The following is an 18,657-nucleotide window of genomic DNA, read 5'->3' as shown; positions in this document are numbered from 1 at the left end:
CCAAGCCCGCCTGCCTGAAGGCCGCCAATCCTGGCGGCCTTTTTTGTTAGTAGTTGTCCATCGGGCACGCCCGGCCCCGCCGGTGCGCGTCGAGACCCACCTGGCCAATGGCCTGCCGGCGTTCACCATCGTCGGCATGGCCGACACCGGCGTGCGTGAAAGCCGCGAGCGCGTGCGCGCCGCCATCCTCAACAGCGGCTACGAGTTTCCCAACCGCCGCATCACTGTCAACCTGGCGCCGGCGGACCTGCCCAAGGAATCCGGCCGCTTCGTTATGGCGATCGCACTGGGCATCCTGGCCGCCAGCGGCCAGATCCCGTCCGAGGCGCTCGACGCCCATGAATATGCCGCCGAGCTGTCGCTGTCCGGCGAACTGCGCCCGGTGCGCGGCGCGCTCGCCATGGCGATGGGCCTGGCACGCGACAACGCCGCGCGCGCGGCCGCCGGCGAAGCGCCGCGCGCCTTCATGGTGGCGGCAGGCAACGGTGCCGAGGCCGCGCTGATCGAAGACCTCGCAGTACACGCCGCCGCCACGCTGCGCCAGGCGTGCGACCACCTCGCCCCCCTGCCCGACGCCCGCCTGCCCCGCGCCGCGCCTGCCCTGCTTTCCACGCCCGCCAGCGGCGGCCCCGACATGCGCGACGTGCGCGGCCAGATGCAGGCGCGCCGGGCGATGGAAGTCGCGGCGGCAGGCCAGCACTCCGCGCTGTTGGTTGGCCCGCCCGGCACCGGCAAGTCGATGCTGGCGCAACGGCTGCCGGGACTGCTGCCGCCGATGTCGCTGCAGGAAGCGCTGGAGTCGGCCGCGGTCATGAGCCTGACGCCAGGCGGCTTCCGCGCCGAACTATGGGCGCAGCGCCCCTGCCGCGCGCCGCACCACACCGCGTCCGGACCGGCGATGGTCGGCGGCGGCGGCAACCCGCGCCCAGGCGAGATCTCGCTGGCCCACCACGGCGTGCTGTTTCTCGACGAGCTTCCTGAATTCGACCGCCGGGTGCTTGAAGTCCTCCGCGAGCCGCTGGAATCCAGCCGCATCACCATCGCCCGCGCCGCCGGGCACGCCGACTTCCCGGCCTGCTTCCAGTTCATCGCGGCGATGAACCCGTGCCCTTGCGGCTACCTCGGCCACCCCGACCGCCCCTGCCGCTGCACGCCGGAGCAGGTGCGGCGCTACCAGTCGCGGATCTCCGGACCGATGCTGGACCGCATCGACCTGCAGGTGGAAGTTCCCGCGCAGGACCAGGGCGAAATGCTGGACGGCCCGCCCGGCGAACCCAGCGCCTCGGTACGCGTTCGCGTGCTGGCTGCGCGCGAGCGACAGCTTGCGCGCCAGGGCAAGCCCAACAGCGAGTTGGGCGGGCGGGAGATCGAGCTGCACTGCATGCTTGCGCCGCAGGCGCAGGCGCTGCTTCGGGGGGCAATGACGCGGCTGGCGTGGTCAGCGCGGTCGTATTTCCGGGTGCTGAAGGTGGCACGGATCATTGCGGATCTGGAGGGCGCCGACGTGCTGACCGTCGCGCATGTGGGCGAGGCGATCCAGTACCGGCGGGCGTTGCGGATGGCGGCTGGGTGAGCGCGGCGATTCAGACCATCAGCGCGGCCATCGTCGCCCGCGCCGCCGGGTCAAGCCCTGCCGGAACCTCCCCCCGCGCCAGGCATGCCTGCAGGTCCGCCCGCCAGCGCCAGCAGCGCGTCACGGATCGTGCGATCGATGCGCTGCCGCGTGAAATCCAGTTCGATGCCGGCCGCGTCCAGCCGCGCGTAGTCGCCGCGTCCCGGCTCGTGCAGCCGTTCGCGCAGATGCGGCTGCGGCCGCGCCGCTAGCGCGGCGAGCGTCCGCCATGCGGCGCGTTCGGTAAGCGGTGTCATGCCTCCTCCGACCATTGCATGCCCTCGCGCGCCATGAACGCCGACGATGCCGCCGGTCCCCACGTCCCCGCCGTATAGGGCCGTGGCCCTTCGTCCTGCTGGCGCCACGCTTCCAGGATCGGATCGACCCAGGTCCAGGCCGCCTGCAGTTCATCGCGCCGCACGAACAACGCCAGCCGCCCGCGGATCACGTCGAGCAGCAGGCGCTCGTAAGCCTCGGCGCGCCGCGTGGTGAAGGCCGAGTCGAGGTTCAGCGCCAGGCTCAGCGGCTTCAGCTTCATGCCCTCACCGGGCTGCTTGACCATCAGCGTGAGCCGCACCGACTCTTCCGGCTGCAGCCGGATCACCATGCGGTTGGGCTGCAACGTGCTGCCCGGATCGAAGATCGAATGCGGCACCTGGGCGAAGTTGATCACCACCTCGGTCACGCGCTCCTGCATGCGCTTGCCGGTGCGCAGGTAGAACGGCACCTTGTTCCAGCGCCACGTGCCCAGCTCGGCGCGCATCGCGACAAAGGTCTCGGTGCGGCTGTCGGGCGGGATGCCGTCTTCCTGCAGGTAGCCGCGCACCAGTTCGCCGGCGATGGCACCGGCGGTGTACTGGCCGCGCACCGTATTGCGGCGCACGTCCTCGGGCGACATCGGCCGCAGCGAGCGCAGCACCTTGAGTTTCTCGTCGCGCACGGCGTCGGAGTTGAGTGCCGCGGGCGGTTCCATCGCCAGGATGCTGACCAGTTGCAGCAGGTGGTTCTGGATCATGTCGCGCATCGCGCCGGCCTCATCGTAGAAGCCGCCGCGGCTGCCCACGCCCACGGTCTCGGCCACGGTGATCTGCACGCTGCAGACGAACGGCGTGCGCCACAGCGGCTCGAAGATCGAGTTGCCGAAGCGCAGCGCCAGCAGGTTCTGCACGGTCTCCTTGCCGAGGTAGTGGTCGATGCGGTAAGTGCGATCCTCGGTGAAATAGCGGTTCACCACTTCGCTGATGGCGATGGCCGAGGCCAGGTCCACGCCCAGCGGCTTTTCCAGCACCAGGCGCGTGTCGTCGGCGATCAGGCCGTGGCCCGCGAGGTTGTCGCAGGTGGCGGCGAACAGTCCCGGCGGCATCGCCATGTAGTAGATGCGCAGCGCCTCGTCGCGCAGCTTCTCCGCCAGCGCCTCATAGTCGGCCGGCTGCGACGCATCCAGGCGCACGAAGTCGAGCCGCTCCAGAAAAGTCTGCCACTTGGCCGCGTCGAGATAGCGCGCGTCCACGAACGGCTTCGCCTTCTCGTCGGCAAAACCGACAAAGGCCTCGCGGTCCCACGCGTGGCGGCCCACGCCGATGACCCGGGTGCCGTCGGGAAGGTTGCCGTCGCGATGGCACATGTAGAGCGAGGGCAGCAGCTTGCGCGCCGACAGGTCGCCGGCGCCGCCGAAGATGACGAGGTCCAGCGGCCGCGCGTCGGCACGGCCCAAAGAAGAGGCGGATCGGGTGGTTGGCATGGCGGACTCCTTGCTTGCCGGGTTGCCGGCGTGGGGCGTATTGGTTGTAATTGACGCGCGCAGCGGTTTCAGCGCGTCTCAGTCACCTTGCGCAGGTATTGCGGCTGGTCGGGGTTGCGGCCGCGCGCCAGGGCCAGCGCCTGCGCGGCGACGTAGAAGCTCTGGATCGCGGCGATCGGGTCGAGCAGCGGATGGCCGGCCGTCACCAGCGGCAATTCCACCGCCAGATTCGCATCCTCCGTGCCAGGCGGCGCGGCCAGCAGCACGCGCGCGCCGCGGGCGCGCATCTCCGCCGCCAGCGCCAGCAGCCCGGCCTGTTCCGGCCCACGCGGCGCGAATACCAGCAGCGGATAGCCGTCGCCGATAATCTCCATCGGGCCGTGCCGCACTTCCGCACCGGAAAACGCCTCGGCCTGGATGCCGGAGGTTTCCTTCAGCTTGAGCGCGGCCTCCTGCGCGATTGCCAGCCCTGCGCCGCGGCCCAGTACGATCATGCGCTGCGCGCCGCGCAACGCGGGCACCAGCGGCATCCAGTCCTGCGCGGCGGCCTCGCGCAACACCGCGGGCAGCCCCTCGCAGGCCGCGACCAGTTCGCGCTCGCCGGTGCGCGCCGCTTCGAGATGGCCGACCAGCAAAGCCGAGATCGACAGCATGGCGATATAGCTCTTGGTCGCCGCTACGCTCTGCTCGGGCCCGGCACGCAGGGGCAACTCGTGCGCGCACGCCTGCGCCAGCGGCGAGTCCGGGGCGTTGACCAGCGCCAGCGTGGTGGCGCCGCCGTCGCGCAGCGCCTGCATGGTCTCGACCAGGTCCGGGCTGCGTCCCGACTGCGAGAAAGCCACCGCCAGTTGCCCCGCGACGCGCAGCGAGCTGCCATGCAGCGTGACCGTCGACATCGGCAGCGAGGCCACCGGCACGCCCAGGCGGCGGGTCACCAGCGCGGCGAAGTAGCTGGCGGCATGGTCCGAGCTGCCACGCGCCACGGTCAGTACCGCGGGCCACGGCTGCGCGGCCAGTTCCGCCGCCAGCGCGGCCACGCGCGGCGCATCGGCCAGCTGCGCGGCCACCACGCCCGGCGCGCTCAGCGCCTCTTCAAGCATTCTCGACACAACACTCTCCTTCGACATAGACGGTATGTACCGACAGCGAGCGGTCCAGCACCACCATATCGGCCCAGCAGCCGGCAGCCAGCATGCCGCGGTTGGAAAGGCCCAGGTATTGGGATGGATACAGCGACACGCGCCGCGAAGCCTCGGCCAGTTCCAGCCCGATCGCGACAAAGTTGCGCAGCGCCTGGTCCATGGTCAGCACGCTGCCGGCCAGCGTGCCGTCGGCCAGCCGCACGCTGCCGTCCGACTTGTAGACGGTCTGGCTGCCCAGGTGGTACACGCCATCGGGCATGCCGGCCGCGGCGGTGGCATCGGTCACCGCGTACAGGCGCGGTATTGCGCGCAGCGCCGCGCGGATGGCGCCGGGATGCACGTGCAGCAGGTCGGGGATCAGCTCGGCGAACTCGGCGTGCGCCAGCGCCGCGGCCACCATGCCGGGCGCGCGATGCTGCAGCGGCGTCATCGCGTTGAACAGGTGGGTGAAGCCGCTGGCGCCGGCCTCCAGCGCCGCCACCGCGTCTTCATAGGTGCCCAGCGTATGGCCCAGCTGCACGCGCACGCCGCGCGCGGCCAGCGCGCGGATGATGTCGAGGTGGCCCGGCAGTTCGGGCGCCAGCGTCACCACCTTCAGCGGCGCCGCGCCCAGGTACTGCTCCAGTTCTTCCTGCGTGGCGATGGCTGACGTGTCGGGTTGCGCGCCAAGCTTGCCGGGGTTGATATATGGCCCTTCCAGGTGGACACCGAGCATCCGCGCCGCGCCGCGCGGGCGTTGCGCGCAGGCGCGGCCCAGCGCCTGCAGTGCCGGCAGCAGCACGTCGTGCGGCGCCGTCATGGTGCTGCCCAGCAGGCTGGTGGTGCCAAAGCGCACATGCGCGCGCAGGATCACCGGCACCGCCGCCTCGCCGTCCATGAAGTCCTTGCCGCCGCCGCCGTGGTTGAGCAGGTCGACAAACCCCGGCAGCACGTACGGGGCATCGTTGCCGTCGGGCGTGGCGGGCACGCCCTCGATGCGCGCGATGCGTCCGTCCGGGCCGGCGTGGATCTCGCCCAAGACCCAGCCGGCGGGCGTCAGGATGTTTCCTTTCATGGCATCACTCTCCACTTCCGCAACATCGCCGGCACGCCCCCATCAGAACAGGTGGATGATGCCGGCGTACGCGCCCTGCTGGTTCGCCCCCGCGCGCGGCATGGTTGTCCGGCGAGGCCTCGACCGAAAAGGTGGCGTTGCGCGAGTTGAACACCGAGGCGACCGTGCCGTAGAGCGAGGTGCGCTTCGACAAGTCATACTTTGCGCCCAGTGTGACAAGCGTGCCATGCCCGCCGCTTTTGTTTAGGGTGGCGTAATAGACACCGGACAGCAGCGTAAGCGCCGGCAGCACGCGGTGGTTGGCGCCGATCCACGCCATCTGGCTGCGCGTGGCCGCATACGGGATCTCGGGCGTGGCCACGGTATCGCCCGACGACACGGTCAGGTTGTAGCCGGCGAACAGGCGCAGGTTGTTGAGCGCATAGCTGCCACCCAGCGTGTACTGGCGCGAATTGACATACAGGTTGTTCATGCGGCCCTGGTCGTCGCGCAGTTCTTCGTAGATGCCGGTGAGGTTGAAGTTGCCCTGCGCGTACTTGAGTGCCGCGCTCAGCTGCTTGCCGCTGTTGAAGCTGCCGGCCTCGCCGTTGCTGCCGGCCTGCGCGCGCACGCTCAGCCCGCTCCACACCGGCGAGTTGTAGGTCACGGCATTGGGACGCGAGCCCCAGTTGCGGCCATAGACCAGCGTGGCCACCGAGCTGGCCTGCAGGCCCATCGGGTCGATCGCGCCGCTCTCGTCATCGGTCAGGCGCATGGCGCGCCCGAGCAGCAGCGTGCCCCAGTCGTTGCCGGCCAGGCCCACTTGCGCACGGCGGTTGAACAGCGGATCGGAGCGGCCAGTGCCGGAAGTGATCATGCCCTCCAGGTTGAACACCGCGTGCATGCCGCCGCCCAGGTCCTCGGCGCCGCGCATGCCCCAGAAGCTGACCCCATACTGATTGCTGCCGAAGCGGAAGGTATCGACATCGCCGCCGGGTCGGGCAATGCCGTTGACATAGTCGAGGCCGGCCACGGCGCGGCCATACAGGGTGATGCCGGTGGGACTGGCGGCTTGCGCGCAGGCGCTGCCAGCCGACGCCGCGAGCAGCGTCGTCAGTGCAATGCGTTTCACGATCAATTGGCTCCTTGATGGGTAGGCGGTCGCCATCGGCGCTGTCGTTGTGATCGCGCTGGCTGCCGATGGCGGTGTTCGACCGCAGCCGCGCACGGCTGCGGCGGCGGGGGTCAGGTCGGCACGGCGGCTTGCAGTGCGCGCTGGAATGCGGCGGCGGGTCCGTTGGCGGACTGGCCGAAGGCGATATGCGCGGTGTCGTCGCCGGCCCACATCAGCTGGCTGCCGGCGGGGCTGGCCAACTGCCCGGCGCGCACGCGGGCGCGCTCGCGCACCACCACGCGCAGCCGCATCTGCGCGACCACGCCGACCGAGGCGATATTGGCGGCGCCGCCCAGCGTGTCGAGCCACCAGTCGGGATCGAAGCTTGCCGGCGATGTCGCTTGCGTGGGGGCGGTCTCGACAGCCGCACTCTCCCCTTGCTGAGTCCGGAGCCGAAGCCGGCGCGGCTGGACAACTTCAGCGAGCTGGCGCGCCGGCGCGGCATGACGCCGGCCAGCGAACTGGTGGCGTTCGAGCGCCGCCGCGCCACGCAAGCCGCGGCTCTGGCGTTGCAGGAAGGGGAAGAGATTGTCAGGCTGACCCGGCTGCGCAAGGCCGACGGCCAGACCTACTGGATGGATGTGACCACGCTGGCGCTGGCGGTGCTGCCGGACGCCAGCGCCATCGGCGAGTCGCTCTACGCCTACCTGGAACGGATTGGCAAGCCGGTGCTGCGCGTCACCGAGAAGCTACGCGCCATCGTCGCCAGCGACGAACTGGCGGCACGCCTGAACATCGCCCCGGGCGAGCCGCTGCTGCATATCCTGCGCACCGACTACACCCACGGCGACAAGCCGGTCGAGCTGACCGACGGCTATTGCCTGAACGATTTCTACGAGTTGAAGCAATAGCGCCCGGCGACTGGAGGCTCCACCGGCGGCGGGGTCGGGTCTTCCTCGGGCGGCAATGGCAGGTCGGGAGGCACGCCCGGCGGCGACGGCTCTTCCGACGGTGGCACGGTATGGCGCGGCAGCGCGTGCGCGCCATGGGGGTTCAGCGAGGCTGGCATGCGGGGTCTCCGTGGCCGGGGTTCCTCCTCATTGAAGCAAACCCGGCCGGTGGGCGCCAGTGCCGTCGCGCAGCCTTGCCGGGGCGAGCGCCTCAGGCGTGGTGCCGGCGCACGAAGAACAGCGCCGCGCCCACCGCCATCAGCACGCTGCCGAAGAAGCGGTTCTGCCAGCGCACCGCGCGCGCATTGCGGAACAGCCCTTGCATACGCGAGGCCAGCAGCGCATAGCCGTGCATCACGATCAGGTCAACGCCGCACATGGTGGCGGCCAGGATCGCCAGCTGCGGCGCCAGCGCATGGTTGGGATTGATAAACTGCGGCAGCACCGCGACCATGAAGATGATGCCCTTGGGATTGGTCACATTGGTCAGCAGGCCAGTGGCAAAGCGCCGGCGCGGGCTCATCACGGCCACGCGCGCGGGGCCGGCATCCGCTGCCGAGCCCTCGCTGCTCTCCACTTTCGCGCGCCACTGCTGCACGCCCAGGTAGATCAGGTACAGGGCGCCGACGGTCTTGACCACCATGAAGGCCTGCTCCGAAGCCAGCAGCAGCGCGCCCAGCCCGCCCCCAGCCACCAGCAGCACGATCACCAGCCCGCTCTGCAGGCCAAAGATGGTGGTGCTGGTCTTGCGCAAGCCGTACGACAGCCCGTGGCTCATCGACAGCACCGCCCCCGATCCCGGCGACACGGCGATCACCCAGCACGCCGCGAAATAAGCCAGCCAGACTTCCCAACGCATTACGACTCTCCTTTGACGACAACCCTGTCGCTGCCCCATGTTGCCGGCAACGGCTGAAAAAAACGAACATTTCCTTCGGCGCGGCGCTCGCTGTCAGAGCGGGTGGAAGCCGGTCAGGAACTGCTCCACCTGCTCGGCCTGGCGCAGATCGCGCGCCGCATCGCCCGCCTCCAGCACCACGGCCTGGTACGCACGGATACCCACGGCCACCAGCCGGGCGGTCAGCCGCCGCGGCGACTGGTCCTGCGGCGACACGCCGCTGGCCTGCACTTCCACGCCTTCGAGCGGACGGCCCGGGCGGTCCGCGGTCATGATCGTGACCGGACGGGTGCGCGCGGGCTCGCCCGACGGCGTGCCGAGGTTGGCCAGCAAGCCAGCCTGCATCGCGGCCAGCGCCTCGCGCCGCAGCTCGGGATCGTCGGCGGGCAGCGTGACCACGCCGACGGCGAACAGCGTATCGTCGACCCGCGCGGCTTCCATCGTCATCGGCAGCTTGCGGCCGGCGATGGTCACGTCGCGTGCGGCGCTGGTTGGCTTGCCGGGATAGAGCGCGGCGTAGCCGCCTTCGCCGGACTGGATGGTGCGCCAGTCATAGCGCGGCGAGCAGGCGCACAGGACCAGCGCCAGCAGCGCGGCGGCGCACGACGACATCAAGGGCTTGCGGGCGGCGGCGGGAAGGCTCGGCGGGGGCGGCACAGGACGCATGGGGGAGCGATTGCGGACAGCGCGCACAGGCCGGGGCGGCTCTCGGGGGCTGCCGTCGCCTGCGGGCGGAAACCGGTATTATCCCGGAAGCGGCCCGCCAGTGCTTGCCGCGCCGCTCCATTGCCCCCGACACCTTTGCCCGACGCTTTCGCCATGCCCGCCAACATCGCCCTCCGCGCATCCGCCAGGCTTTGCCGCTGCTGGCTGGCCGCGTGCGCGTTGATGGCCGCAACCGGCGTGCAGGCCGCGGCAGGGTCGGCGCACCTGTCTCCGGCCACCGACCTGGCCGCCCACGGCGCCGAAGCCGCGCGCCGCGGCGAGCCGGTGGTGGTGCTGGTGTCGATGCCGGGCTGCAGTTATTGCGAGACCGTGCGCCGCAACTACCTCGGACCGCAGGCTGCCGCCGGCGAGATCGCCGTGGTGCGCGAACTCGACCTGACTGCCGACACGCCGCTGCGCGATGCCGACGGCAACCTGACCACCGCACGCGCCTGGGCGCGGGCGCACCAGGTGCGCGTGGCGCCCACGGTACTGTTCCTCGACCGGCAGGGCCGCGCCGCCGCCCCGTCGCTGCGCGGCATGCAGCCGGACTTCTACGGCGCCTACCTGGAACAGGCACTGGACCAGGCACGCGCCGCCGTCGCCACCCGGCGCTGATGCGGTTGCGGCAGATTGCCGCAGCCACGCCGCGCGCAGCGCCCGGGCGCCAGCGGCATTAGAATGTCCCATTGCCGATCGAATCCGCCTGACCGCATCCCATGACGACTTCCCCTCCCGCCGCCAGACCCGCCCGCAAGCCCTGGCCCATCGTCGCGGCCGTTGTCGTACTCGCGCTGCTGGGCTGGTTCGGCTACCGCGCGCTTTCGCCGGCCAATGCGGCGCCGGCGGCCACCTTCACGCTGCTGTCGGGCGAAAAGGTCAGCACCGCCGACCTGAAGGGCAAGGTCTACATGGTCAACTTCTGGGCCACCAGCTGCGCCACCTGCGTCAAGGAAATGCCCGACATGGTCAAGACCTACGAGCAGTTCAAGGACAAGGGCCTGGAATTCGTCGCCGTGGCGATGAACTACGATCCGCCGATGTACGTGGTGAACTACGCCAAGACGCGCGCCCTGCCGTTCAAGGTGGCGATGGATTCGGACGGCAGCGCGGCCAAGGCCTTTGGCAATGTGCAGCTGACGCCTACCACCTTCGTGGTCGACAAGGACGGCCGCATCCTGAAGCGCTATGTGGGCGAGCCCGAGTGGGATGCGCTGCACAAGCTGCTGGACGGGGCCCTGGCAAAGTCTGCGTAACGCTACCGCCTGCAACGGCCGCGAAAAGGTGCTCATCGAGCACCTTTTTTCTTTTTCGATGCCAGCTCAGGCGTTGCCAAGCTTGCGCAGCCGGCCTGTATGGATATACAGTTAGCGCCAGCTTTTTCCCAGCCTTTCCATCCTGGTGGCGATCCGTGCGCATGCGCGGGCCGCGCCCTGCCCGACCCTCGAGCCCTGCCTGTGTCACTGGATCTTGCCCCTGCTTCGAACCTTGCGGACCTCGCGGCCCCGGAAGCCGATGCGGCCCCCGCCTACCTCTCCCGGCTCAACCCGGAGCAGCGCGCCGCGGTCCAGCACGGCAGCGGCGCGCCGCTGCTGATCATCGCCGGCGCCGGCTCGGGCAAGACCAATACGCTGGCGCACCGCGTGGCCCACCTGGTGCTGGGCGGCGCCGACCCGCGCCGCATCCTGCTGCTGACCTTCTCGCGCCGCGCCGCCGCCGAGATGGGCCGCCGGGTCGAACGCATCGTCGACCAGGCGCTCGGCACCCAGACCGGCGCCGGGCGTGCCGCGCTGCAGTGGTCCGGCACCTTCCACGCCATCGGCGCGCGCCTGCTGCGCGAATACGCCGAGACGCTGGGCCTGTCGCCCGCCTTCACCATCAGCGACCGTGGCGATTCGGCCGACCTGATGCACGTGGTGCGCCACGACCTGGGCCTGTCCGAAACCGCCAGCCGCTTCCCCAAGAAGGAAACCTGCCTGGCGATCTACTCGCGCGTGGTCAACACGCAGGCGCCGCTGGAAGACGTGCTCAAGCAGCAGTTCCCGCGCTACGCGATGTGGGCCGATGCGCTGCGCACGCTCTTTGCCGGCTATGTCGAGGCCAAGCAGAAGCAGCACGTGCTCGACTACGACGACCTGCTGCTGTACTGGGCGCAGGCGATGGCCGAGCCCACCATCGCGCAGGACATGGGCGCGCGTTTCGACCATATCCTGGTCGACGAATACCAGGACACCAACGCGCTGCAGGCATCGATCCTGCTGGCCATGCGCCCCGATGGCCGCAGCCTGACCGTGGTGGGCGACGACGCGCAGTCGATCTACGCCTTCCGCGGCGCCACCGTGCGCAATATCCTCGATTTCCCGCAGCAGTTCACGCCGGCGGCGCAGCAGGTCACGCTATCGCAGAACTACCGTTCGACGCAGCCGATCCTGCAGGCCGCCAACGCGGTGATCGGGCTGGCTGCGGAGCGCTATACCAAGGATTTGTGGTCCGACCGCGCCTCGGCGGAAAAGCCCGGCGTGATCGTCGTCAACGATGAGGCCGACCAGGCCCGCTACGTGGTCGAGCAGGTGCTGGCGCGGCGCGAGGCCGGGCTGGCGCTGATGGCGCAGGCTGTGTTGTTCCGTGCCGCCGACCACAGCGCGCAGGTCGAGATCGAGCTGGCGCGGCGCAATATCCCGTTCGTGAAGTTCGGCGGGCTGAAATTCCTGGAATCGACGCACGTGAAGGATGTGCTGGCCGTGGTGCGCTGGCTGGAAAACCCGCGCGACCGCATGGCAGGCTTCCGCACGCTGCAGCTGCTGCCCGGCATCGGCCCCAAGACCGCGGCACGCGTGCTCGATGCGCTGGCGCTGGCCACCGAGCCGCTGTTCTCGCTGGAAGCATTCGAGCCCCCGCCTGCTGCCGCGCCGGCGTGGGCCGACCTGCTGGCGCTGGCGCGCGCGCTGATGGCGCCGACCTCGCCATGGCCGTCGGAATTCGAGCAGGTGCTGGCCTGGTACGCGCCGCACCTGGAACGCCTGCATGACGATGCCGCCGCGCGCCAGGCCGACCTGCAGCAGCTCGAGCGCATCGCCGCCACCTATGGGGCGCGTGAGCGCTTCCTGACTGAATTGACGCTGGATCCGCCAAGCGCGTCGAGTGATGAGTCTGGCGTGCCCTCGCGCGACGAGGACTACCTGATCCTGTCGACCATCCACTCGGCCAAGGGGCAGGAGTGGAAGGCGGTGTATGTGCTCAATGCGGTGGACGGCTGCATGCCGTCCGACCTGGCAACGGGTACGACCGAGGAGATCGAGGAAGAACGGCGGCTGATGTACGTGGCGATGACGCGGGCCAAGGACCATCTCGACATCGTCGTGCCGCAGCGTTTCTATGTGCACCAGCAGGTGGGCTTTGGCGACCGGCATGTTTATGCGTCGCGCACGCGTTTTTTGCCTAATCGCGTGATGCCGAACTTCCACAGCCGTGCGTGGCCGCCGCCGCCGATGCCGGGGGAGGGGCCGGTCAAGCCGGCGTTGGCGCCGGTGGATCTGGCTAGCAGAATGCGGAATATGTGGCGCTGACCTGCGCCACGCGTCGACTTAAGCCACCTTCTCCAGCAGCAATCCCTTCAGGTACTCCCCTTCCGGGAACGCCGCCAGCATCGGGTGATCGGTCCCCGCCGACAGCCTGCGCAGGATGCGCGCATCGGCACGCGCATCGGTAACCGCGCCCGCCACGATCTTCTGGAACAACTCCATGCTGATCGCACCCGAGCAAGAGTACGTGAACAGCAACCCGCCCGGCCGCAGCAGCTGCATGCCGACCAGGTTGATCTCCTTGTAGGCGCGCGCGGCGCGGTCGATATGCTGCGCCGACGGCGCGAACTTGGGCGGGTCCAGCACGATCAGGTCGAACTGGCGGCCCTCGGCGCGGAATTCGCGCAGCGTCTTGAACACGTCGGCATCGAGCCAGGTAGCACGCTCTGGATCGAAGCCGTTGAGCGCGACATTGCCCGCGGCGATCTTCAGCGCCTCGCCCGACGAATCGATCGAGGTCACCGATGTCGCGCCGCCGCGCAGTGCGGCCAGCGAGAAGCCACCGGTGTAGCAGAAGCAGTTCAGCACTTCGCGGCCTTCGGCCAGGTCGCCGACCAGCTTGCGGTTGTCGCGCTGGTCGACGTAGAAGCCGGTCTTGTGGCCGCTGCGCACATCGACGTAGTAGCGCACGCCATGCTCGGTCACCGACAGCGCCGGATCCGGCTCGGCGCCGGCCCGCACGCCCGTCACCAGCTCCAGCCCTTCGCGCTGGCGCACGGCGGCGTCGGAGCGCTCGTAGACGTTGGGGCAGCCGGTTTCCTTCACCAGCGCCTGCACGATCGCGGCCTTCCAGTGCTCCACGCCCGCGGAATTGAACTGACACACCAGTTGGCCCTGCGCGCCGTTGCCGTAGTAGTCGACGATCAGGCCGGGCAGCCGGTCCGACTCGCCGAAGATCAGGCGCACCGCATCGCTGTCCTTCACCCATTGCTGCCGGTACGCGATCGCCGCGGCCACGCGGCGCTTGAACAGGGCGTGGTCGACCGGCTCGTTCTCGTCGAAGGTCCACACGCGCGCGCGGATCTGCGATTCGGGGCTGTAGGCAGCCTTGGCCAGGAAGCGGCCGTCGGCGGCGCGCACGATCACGGTGGCGCCCGGCTCGCAGCGGCCTTCGGTGGTGGCGATGCCGGTGGCATAGATCCACGGGTGACGGCGCAGCAGGGATTTTTCCTTGCCGGGTTTCAGGGTGATGGTGTTCATGTCGGTATGGGGAAACAGCAGGCCCGCGGCAGCAGAGGCTGGCGAGAATGCGTCAAGGCGGCACCCCTCTCCCGCGCGCGGGAGAGGGGAGAAAACAAAGCGGGAACGAAGCGTTAAAGCACCACCTTCACCATCGGATGCGCAGTCAGCGCCCGATACAAATCATCAAGCTGCTCACGGCTGGTCACCCAGACCGTCACGGTCAGGCCCAGGTAATTGCCATTGCGCGACGGGCGCATCTCCATCTTGCCCGCATGGAAGTCAGGATCGAACTCCTGCACCAGCGTAACGATGGCCTCGGCAAAGCCGTCCTGCATCGAGCCCATCACCTTGATCGGGAAGTGGCTCGGGTATTCGATCAGCGACTGCTCCGGCGGGATATCGCCGGGCTTGCTGCCGCTGCCCTGGTTGTCGGCTGTCATGTCGGATTCTCCGGCGCGGCCCGGCACGCTGCATGGCGCGCCGGGCCCCGCGCATTCAGGTCACTTGCGCTTGAACCACAGGCGGATGGTGTCCCACAGGCGGCCGAAGAAGCCGGCCTCGGGCACGTCTTCCAGCGCCACCACCGGGAACTCCGCCACCTTGTTGGCACCGTCCATCAGCTTGACCATGCCCACCTGCTGGCCCGCCGCGATCGGCGCGATCAGCAGTTCCTGGCGCTCCAGCACCGGCTTCAGGCGGCCACCGGTGCCCTTGGGCACGGTGACGAAGGTCTCTTCCTGCACGCCGATCTTGACCGCGCCGTTCTTGCCCTTGTAGATCTCCGGCGTGGCCAACACCTGGCCCTTGTCGTACAGGCGCAGCGTGTCGAAGAACTGGAAGCCGTAGTTGAGGACCTTCAGGCTTTCCTGCGTGCGCACCTGTTCGGTGGTGGTGCCGATCACGATGGAGATCAGGCGGCGCGAGCCGTTGGGCACGTTGGCCAGCGGCCGCTTGGCCGACGAGATCAGGCAGTAGCCGGCGGACTTGGTGTGGCCGGTCTTGACGCCGTCCACGGTCGGGTCGATATACAGCAGGCGGTTGCGGTTGGGCTGCCTGATCTTGTTATAGGTGAACTCCTTCTGCGAGTACATGCTGTAGTACTCGGGGAAGTCCTTGATCAGGCGCGTGGTCAGCGTGGCCAGGTCGACCGCGGTGGTGTAGTGGTTCGGGTCGGGGATGCCGTCGGTGTTGGTGAAGTGGGTGTTCTTCATGCCCATGCGCTGGGCCTCGCGGTTCATCATCGCGACGAAGCCCTCTTCCGAGCCGCCCACGGCCTCGGCCAGCGCCAGCGCGGCGTCGTTGCCCGACTGCACGATCAGGCCCAGCAGCAGGTCCTGCACGCTGACCGGCTTGTTGGGCTCGATGAACATGCGCGACTCGTCGCTTTTGACCTTGAGCACCAGGTTGGTCGGCACCACGGTCTGTTCCAGCGTCAGGCGCTTTTCCTTGAGTGCCTCGAACGCCAGGTAGGCGGTCATCAGCTTGGTCAGCGAGGCCGGCTCGATGCGCGCATCGGCGTTCTGCGACGCCAGGGCCTGGCCGCTGGTCACGTCATACAGCATCCACGACTTGGCTGCGACCTGCGGCATCGGCACGCCCTGCGCAAGGACGGCGGCAGGCGCGGCGGCCAGCGCAACGGCCGCGACGATGGCGGCGGGTGCAAAAGCGGACGAAAGACGTGTCGTGGCTCTATTCAGCATTGTTTCAGTTTCCGACAAGAAAGGGATCGTGCGGGACATGCGGTGCAGCGGCGCGAAACGGCCAGCGTTACCGGTCCCACGCGTTGACGACGAGCTGCTTGATCAGGTGCAGCTTGCGGTGAAAGAAATGGTCGGCGCCGGGGATCACGATCACCGGCAGCTCCTGCGGGCGGGCCCAGTCGAACACGCTCGCGAGCGGCACGGTGTCATCCTGCTCGCCGTGGATGACAATGGTGTCGGCCGGCACCTCGGCCACTTGCCAGCGGCTGGCGGCGGTGCCTACCAGCACCAGGCGTTGCGCGGGCGTGCCGGCTTCGGCGAGACGGCGCGCCACGTGCGTGGTGACGAAGCTGCCGAACGAGAAGCCGCCCAATGCCAGCGGCAGCGTGGCGGCCTGCGCCGACCATGCGGTCTGCTCGCGCATCCACGCGATCACGGCGAGCTGGTCGTCCTGCTCGCCGATGCCGTTGTCATGTTCGCCGGCGGTGCCGCCCACGCCGCGGAAGTTCGGGCGCACCGTGGCGTAGCCCAGCTGCACGAAGGCGCGCGCCAGCGTCTGCGCGACCTTGTTGTCCTTGGTGCCACCAAAGAGCGGATGCGGGTGCGCCACCAGCGCCAGGCCGCGCGGCTCTCCCTGGGGCAGGTCCACCGAAAGATCGATCGCACCGGCGGGACCGGCAATGGAGAGTACCTGGGTATGCGCGTTCATGATGGGCGGTCAGGATGGCGAGGAACTGGCTGGCTCAGGCCCGGAATCGTCCGGGGCAAAAAATGAAAAAACCGTCCGGCTGGCGGGCGGCGAGGTAAGACTTCAAACGTGGACTTCAGCTCGACGCCAAGTCCGTAAAACAACAATGCGGCGGCCGGCGCAGCGTTTGCCGCGCCGGCCGCCGCCGGCATGCGTGTCCGTTCAGCGATCCACCATCAGCCGCTCCACCGGCTTGCCGTTGAGCAGGTGGCTGTCGATGATTTCATCGATGTCGTGCTCGTCGACAAAGGTGTACCAGATGGCTTCGGGGTAGACCACCAGCACCGGGCCGAGTTCACAGCGGTTCAGGCAGCCCGCCTTGTTGATGCGCACGCGGCCTTCGCCACCGGCGATGCCCAGTTCCTTGCAACGCTTCTTGGCGTATTCCTGCATCGCCTTGGCGTTGTGGTTGGCGCAGCAGTCCTCGCCGGCGTCGCGCTGGTTCAGGCAGAAGAAGACGTGATGCTGGTAGTAGCTGCTCATGCGTGCGGTGTGCGGTGAGAAAAGCGGGCCCCGGACAAGGGTCGGCCGGATGGCATTGGAACGGAAGCTCGGAATTATACGGCGTCGCGGGGGTGTAGCCGCGCATCCGGCAGGCCTGCGCCGCTATCGTCGTCGCCAATCCGCACCCACCGGGTGGCGCCTCGCGCACCTTGCGCGGATTCGGCGTTCCGAATCCCCGGAGACGCGCAGTCCGGATTTCCGGAATCCCGGAGGCCGGGCGCCTCCGCAAGACCCGTGTTTCCTTGTGAATCAGGCAGTTAGCCACACCGGTTGGACTGGCATGTCGATTGCGAATCCACGTCCCGAACGCGCCGCAACCGTGACGGCGCGCCACCCCGGCCACCACCGCGCCGGGTACGGTCAAAACCGAGGACGACATCATGAAGAAACCCTTCTACAAGATCCTGTACGTGCAGGTGCTGTTCGCCATCCTGGTCGGCATCCTGCTCGGCCATTTCGTGCCCGACACCGGCGTGGCCATGAAGCCGCTGGGCGATGGCTTTATCAAGCTGATCAAGATGATCATCGGCCCGATCATCTTCTGTACCGTGGTGACCGGCATGGCCGGCATGAGCGACATGAAGAAGGTCGGCCGCGTCGGCGGCAAGGCGCTGCTGTACTTCGAGGTGGTGTCGACCTTCGCGTTGCTGATCGGCCTGGGCGCCGCGCACCTGCTCAAGCCGGGCGTGGGCTTCAATATCGACCCGTCGACGCTGGACACCAAGGCCATCGCGCAATACGTGTCCAAGGCGCACGGCCAGAGCACGGTCGAGTTCTTCATGCACATCATCCCGGACACGGTCTTCAGCGCCTTTGCCAACGGTGACATCCTGCAGATCCTGCTGGTGTCGCTGTTCTTCGGCACCGCGCTGGCGGTGATCGGCGAGCGCGCGCGCATCGTGGTGGATCTGATCGAGCAGCTCTCCAGGGTGTTCTTCCATATCGTCCACGTGATCACCAAGGTCGCGCCGATCGGCGCCTTCGGCGCGATGGCGTTCACCATCGGCAAGTACGGCCTGGGCTCGCTGGTGCCGCTGCTCAAGCTGATCGGCACCTTCTACTTCACGGCCATCATCTTCGTGCTGGTGGTGCTGGGCTCGATCGCGCGCATGACCGGCTTCAGCATCGTGCGCTTTATCTCGTACATCAAGGAAGAGCTGCTGATCGTGCTGGGCACCAGCTCGTCGGAAGCCGCGCTGCCGCACATGATGGAGAAGCTGGAGAAGCTGGGCTGCTCCAAGTCGGTGGTGGGCCTGGTCGTGCCGACCGGCTATTCGTTCAACCTGGACGGCACCAACATCTACATGACGATGGCGGTGATCTTTATCGCGCAGGCCACCGGCATCGAACTGACGCTGTTGCAACAGCTGACCATCCTGGCGGTGGCGATGATCACCTCCAAGGGCGCCAGCGGCGTGACCGGCTCGGGCTTTATCACGCTGGCGGCGACGCTGGCGGTGGTGCCGACCATCCCGGTCGCGGGCATGGTGCTGATCCTGGGCATCGACCGCTTCATGAGCGAATGCCGCGCGCTGACCAACATCATCGGCAACGGCGTGGCCACGGTGGTGGTGTCGGCCTGGGAACGCGAGCTGGACCGCAAGCGCATGGCCCGCGTGCTGCAAGGCGGCAGCGACGATGTGGCGGATCTTGCCGACGTCGGCCAGGGCGCCCGCTAAGCGCGCCACCGCTGTGCGGGCGGCTGCCCCGGCCGCCCGCCAGCGAGTATCATCGGCGCGACAGCCCT

20 protein-coding genes are annotated in these 18,657 nt (G+C 68.6%); 6 read left to right on the top strand and 14 right to left on the bottom strand.

Annotated features, from left to right (window positions below):
• Positions 1 to 43: 43 nt before the first annotated feature.
• On the top strand, positions 44 to 1,573 hold the full coding sequence (locus ABNX08_RS01450) for a YifB family Mg chelatase-like AAA ATPase (protein ID WP_349605412.1): 1,530 nt from the start codon (positions 44 to 46) through the stop codon (positions 1,571 to 1,573).
• Between the two features lie 50 nt (positions 1,574 to 1,623).
• On the opposite strand, the gene ABNX08_RS01445 is transcribed toward ABNX08_RS01450, so the two are convergent.
• The 6 genes from ABNX08_RS01445 to ABNX08_RS01420 all read right to left on the bottom strand — a co-directional run bounded on the left by ABNX08_RS01445 (position 1,624) and on the right by ABNX08_RS01420 (position 6,965).
• Positions 1,624 to 1,869 (bottom strand): hypothetical protein, encoded by a 246-nt coding sequence (locus ABNX08_RS01445; RefSeq protein ID WP_022533390.1) that lies wholly within the window; start codon positions 1,867 to 1,869, stop codon positions 1,624 to 1,626.
• Positions 1,866 to 3,353: a glucose-6-phosphate dehydrogenase gene (gene zwf / locus ABNX08_RS01440; RefSeq protein ID WP_022533389.1), complete on the bottom strand. Its 1,488-nt coding sequence runs from the start codon at positions 3,351 to 3,353 to the stop codon at positions 1,866 to 1,868. Before zwf ends, ABNX08_RS01445 begins: the two co-directional genes overlap by 4 nt.
• Positions 3,354 to 3,421: 68 nt before the next feature.
• Complete coding sequence (locus tag ABNX08_RS01435) at positions 3,422 to 4,453, bottom strand: SIS domain-containing protein (RefSeq protein ID WP_022533388.1); 1,032 nt, start codon at positions 4,451 to 4,453, stop codon at positions 3,422 to 3,424.
• Entirely contained in the window at positions 4,446 to 5,549 is a 1,104-nt protein-coding gene (gene nagA / locus ABNX08_RS01430; RefSeq protein ID WP_022533387.1) for an N-acetylglucosamine-6-phosphate deacetylase, read from the bottom strand. The genes ABNX08_RS01435 and nagA overlap by 8 nt, the downstream gene beginning before the upstream one ends.
• 4 nt (positions 5,550 to 5,553) lie before the next feature.
• A complete protein-coding gene (locus ABNX08_RS01425) occupies positions 5,554 to 6,660 on the bottom strand; it encodes a porin (protein WP_349605410.1) in 1,107 nt (368 codons plus the stop codon).
• Positions 6,661 to 6,773: 113 nt separating this feature from the next.
• Positions 6,774 to 6,965 (bottom strand): hypothetical protein, encoded by a 192-nt coding sequence (locus ABNX08_RS01420; RefSeq protein WP_022533385.1) that lies wholly within the window; start codon positions 6,963 to 6,965, stop codon positions 6,774 to 6,776.
• Positions 6,966 to 7,079: 114 nt separating this feature from the next.
• On the opposite strand from ABNX08_RS01420, the gene ABNX08_RS01415 reads away from it, so the two are divergent.
• On the top strand, positions 7,080 to 7,553 hold the full coding sequence (locus ABNX08_RS01415; protein WP_349605408.1) for a GntR family transcriptional regulator: 474 nt from the start codon (positions 7,080 to 7,082) through the stop codon (positions 7,551 to 7,553).
• Here the strand turns inward: ABNX08_RS01415 and ABNX08_RS01410 are convergent.
• The 3 genes from ABNX08_RS01410 to ABNX08_RS01400 form a co-directional block, all read right to left on the bottom strand.
• Positions 7,535 to 7,711: a hypothetical protein gene (locus tag ABNX08_RS01410; RefSeq protein ID WP_022533383.1), complete on the bottom strand. Its 177-nt coding sequence runs from the start codon at positions 7,709 to 7,711 to the stop codon at positions 7,535 to 7,537. The genes ABNX08_RS01415 and ABNX08_RS01410 overlap by 19 nt on opposite strands.
• Before the next feature lie 92 nt (positions 7,712 to 7,803).
• A complete protein-coding gene (locus tag ABNX08_RS01405) occupies positions 7,804 to 8,451 on the bottom strand; it encodes a LysE family transporter (RefSeq protein WP_022533382.1) in 648 nt (215 codons plus the stop codon).
• A gap of 93 nt (positions 8,452 to 8,544) precedes the next feature.
• The gene (locus ABNX08_RS01400) at positions 8,545 to 9,156 is read right to left on the bottom strand and encodes a hypothetical protein (protein ID WP_041680927.1); all 612 of its coding nucleotides are present in this window, start codon (positions 9,154 to 9,156) and stop codon (positions 8,545 to 8,547) included.
• Between the two features lie 153 nt (positions 9,157 to 9,309).
• Here ABNX08_RS01400 and ABNX08_RS01395 point away from each other — a divergent pair, with 153 nt between their 5' ends.
• From ABNX08_RS01395 to ABNX08_RS01385, 3 genes are all read left to right on the top strand, one after another.
• Positions 9,310 to 9,813, top strand: a complete 504-nt coding sequence (locus ABNX08_RS01395) for a thioredoxin family protein (protein WP_022533380.1) — start codon at positions 9,310 to 9,312, stop codon at positions 9,811 to 9,813.
• Between the two features lie 101 nt (positions 9,814 to 9,914).
• Positions 9,915 to 10,451: a TlpA disulfide reductase family protein gene (locus ABNX08_RS01390; protein WP_022533379.1), complete on the top strand. Its 537-nt coding sequence runs from the start codon at positions 9,915 to 9,917 to the stop codon at positions 10,449 to 10,451.
• Positions 10,452 to 10,652: 201 nt separating this feature from the next.
• Positions 10,653 to 12,761 carry an ATP-dependent helicase gene (locus ABNX08_RS01385; RefSeq protein ID WP_374063638.1) on the top strand — a complete coding sequence of 703 codons (2,109 nt, stop codon included), beginning with the start codon at positions 10,653 to 10,655 and terminating at the stop codon, positions 12,759 to 12,761.
• Positions 12,762 to 12,779: 18 nt separating this feature from the next.
• Here ABNX08_RS01385 and ABNX08_RS01380 read toward each other — a convergent pair whose 3' ends face one another.
• The 5 genes from ABNX08_RS01380 to ABNX08_RS01360 all read right to left on the bottom strand — a co-directional run bounded on the left by ABNX08_RS01380 (position 12,780) and on the right by ABNX08_RS01360 (position 16,889).
• Entirely contained in the window at positions 12,780 to 13,976 is a 1,197-nt protein-coding gene (locus tag ABNX08_RS01380; protein ID WP_349605406.1) for a class I SAM-dependent rRNA methyltransferase, read from the bottom strand.
• Positions 13,977 to 14,089: 113 nt separating this feature from the next.
• Positions 14,090 to 14,398, bottom strand: coding sequence for a YbeD family protein (locus ABNX08_RS01375; RefSeq protein ID WP_022533376.1), 309 nt, complete (start codon positions 14,396 to 14,398; stop codon positions 14,090 to 14,092).
• A 60-nt stretch (positions 14,399 to 14,458) separates the two neighbouring features.
• Positions 14,459 to 15,658, bottom strand: a complete 1,200-nt coding sequence (locus ABNX08_RS01370; protein WP_022533375.1) for a D-alanyl-D-alanine carboxypeptidase family protein — start codon at positions 15,656 to 15,658, stop codon at positions 14,459 to 14,461.
• 67 nt (positions 15,659 to 15,725) lie between these two features.
• Complete coding sequence (locus ABNX08_RS01365; RefSeq protein WP_022533374.1) at positions 15,726 to 16,367, bottom strand: alpha/beta hydrolase; 642 nt, start codon at positions 16,365 to 16,367, stop codon at positions 15,726 to 15,728.
• 201 nt (positions 16,368 to 16,568) lie between these two features.
• Positions 16,569 to 16,889 carry a ferredoxin gene (locus tag ABNX08_RS01360; RefSeq protein WP_022533373.1) on the bottom strand — a complete coding sequence of 107 codons (321 nt, stop codon included), beginning with the start codon at positions 16,887 to 16,889 and terminating at the stop codon, positions 16,569 to 16,571.
• 401 nt (positions 16,890 to 17,290) lie between these two features.
• Here ABNX08_RS01360 and ABNX08_RS01355 point away from each other — a divergent pair, with 401 nt between their 5' ends.
• Positions 17,291 to 18,589: a dicarboxylate/amino acid:cation symporter gene (locus ABNX08_RS01355; RefSeq protein WP_022533372.1), complete on the top strand. Its 1,299-nt coding sequence runs from the start codon at positions 17,291 to 17,293 to the stop codon at positions 18,587 to 18,589.
• Positions 18,590 to 18,657: the final 68 nt, after the last annotated feature.

The organism is Cupriavidus sp. DF5525 (genome assembly GCF_040149425.2).
GTDB classification, from domain to species: domain Bacteria; phylum Pseudomonadota; class Gammaproteobacteria; order Burkholderiales; family Burkholderiaceae; genus Cupriavidus; species Cupriavidus pickettii_A.
The sequence above is the reverse complement of the archived record's forward strand: the minus strand, read 5'-3'. Positions and strand labels throughout refer to the sequence as shown.

Excerpts from the sequence above, each read along its gene's own strand:
- ABNX08_RS01380 (WP_349605406.1), bottom strand. The coding sequence starts at position 13,976 with ATGAACACCATCACCCTGAAACCCGGCAAGGAAAAATCCCTGCTGCGC.
- ABNX08_RS01355 (WP_022533372.1), top strand. The coding sequence starts at position 17,291 with ATGAAGAAACCCTTCTACAAGATCCTGTACGTGCAGGTGCTGTTCGCC.
- ABNX08_RS01400 (WP_041680927.1), bottom strand. The coding sequence starts at position 9,156 with ATGCGTCCTGTGCCGCCCCCGCCGAGCCTTCCCGCCGCCGCCCGCAAG.
- ABNX08_RS01375 (WP_022533376.1), bottom strand. The coding sequence starts at position 14,398 with ATGACAGCCGACAACCAGGGCAGCGGCAGCAAGCCCGGCGATATCCCG.
- ABNX08_RS01445 (WP_022533390.1), bottom strand. The coding sequence starts at position 1,869 with ATGACACCGCTTACCGAACGCGCCGCATGGCGGACGCTCGCCGCGCTA.
- ABNX08_RS01395 (WP_022533380.1), top strand. The coding sequence starts at position 9,310 with ATGCCCGCCAACATCGCCCTCCGCGCATCCGCCAGGCTTTGCCGCTGC.
- ABNX08_RS01405 (WP_022533382.1), bottom strand. The coding sequence starts at position 8,451 with ATGCGTTGGGAAGTCTGGCTGGCTTATTTCGCGGCGTGCTGGGTGATC.
- nagA (WP_022533387.1), bottom strand. The coding sequence starts at position 5,549 with ATGAAAGGAAACATCCTGACGCCCGCCGGCTGGGTCTTGGGCGAGATC.
- zwf (WP_022533389.1), bottom strand. The coding sequence starts at position 3,353 with ATGCCAACCACCCGATCCGCCTCTTCTTTGGGCCGTGCCGACGCGCGG.
- ABNX08_RS01370 (WP_022533375.1), bottom strand. The coding sequence starts at position 15,658 with ATGCTGAATAGAGCCACGACACGTCTTTCGTCCGCTTTTGCACCCGCC.
- ABNX08_RS01390 (WP_022533379.1), top strand. The coding sequence starts at position 9,915 with ATGACGACTTCCCCTCCCGCCGCCAGACCCGCCCGCAAGCCCTGGCCC.
- ABNX08_RS01435 (WP_022533388.1), bottom strand. The coding sequence starts at position 4,453 with ATGCTTGAAGAGGCGCTGAGCGCGCCGGGCGTGGTGGCCGCGCAGCTG.
- ABNX08_RS01410 (WP_022533383.1), bottom strand. The coding sequence starts at position 7,711 with ATGCCAGCCTCGCTGAACCCCCATGGCGCGCACGCGCTGCCGCGCCAT.
- ABNX08_RS01360 (WP_022533373.1), bottom strand. The coding sequence starts at position 16,889 with ATGAGCAGCTACTACCAGCATCACGTCTTCTTCTGCCTGAACCAGCGC.
- ABNX08_RS01365 (WP_022533374.1), bottom strand. The coding sequence starts at position 16,367 with ATGAACGCGCATACCCAGGTACTCTCCATTGCCGGTCCCGCCGGTGCG.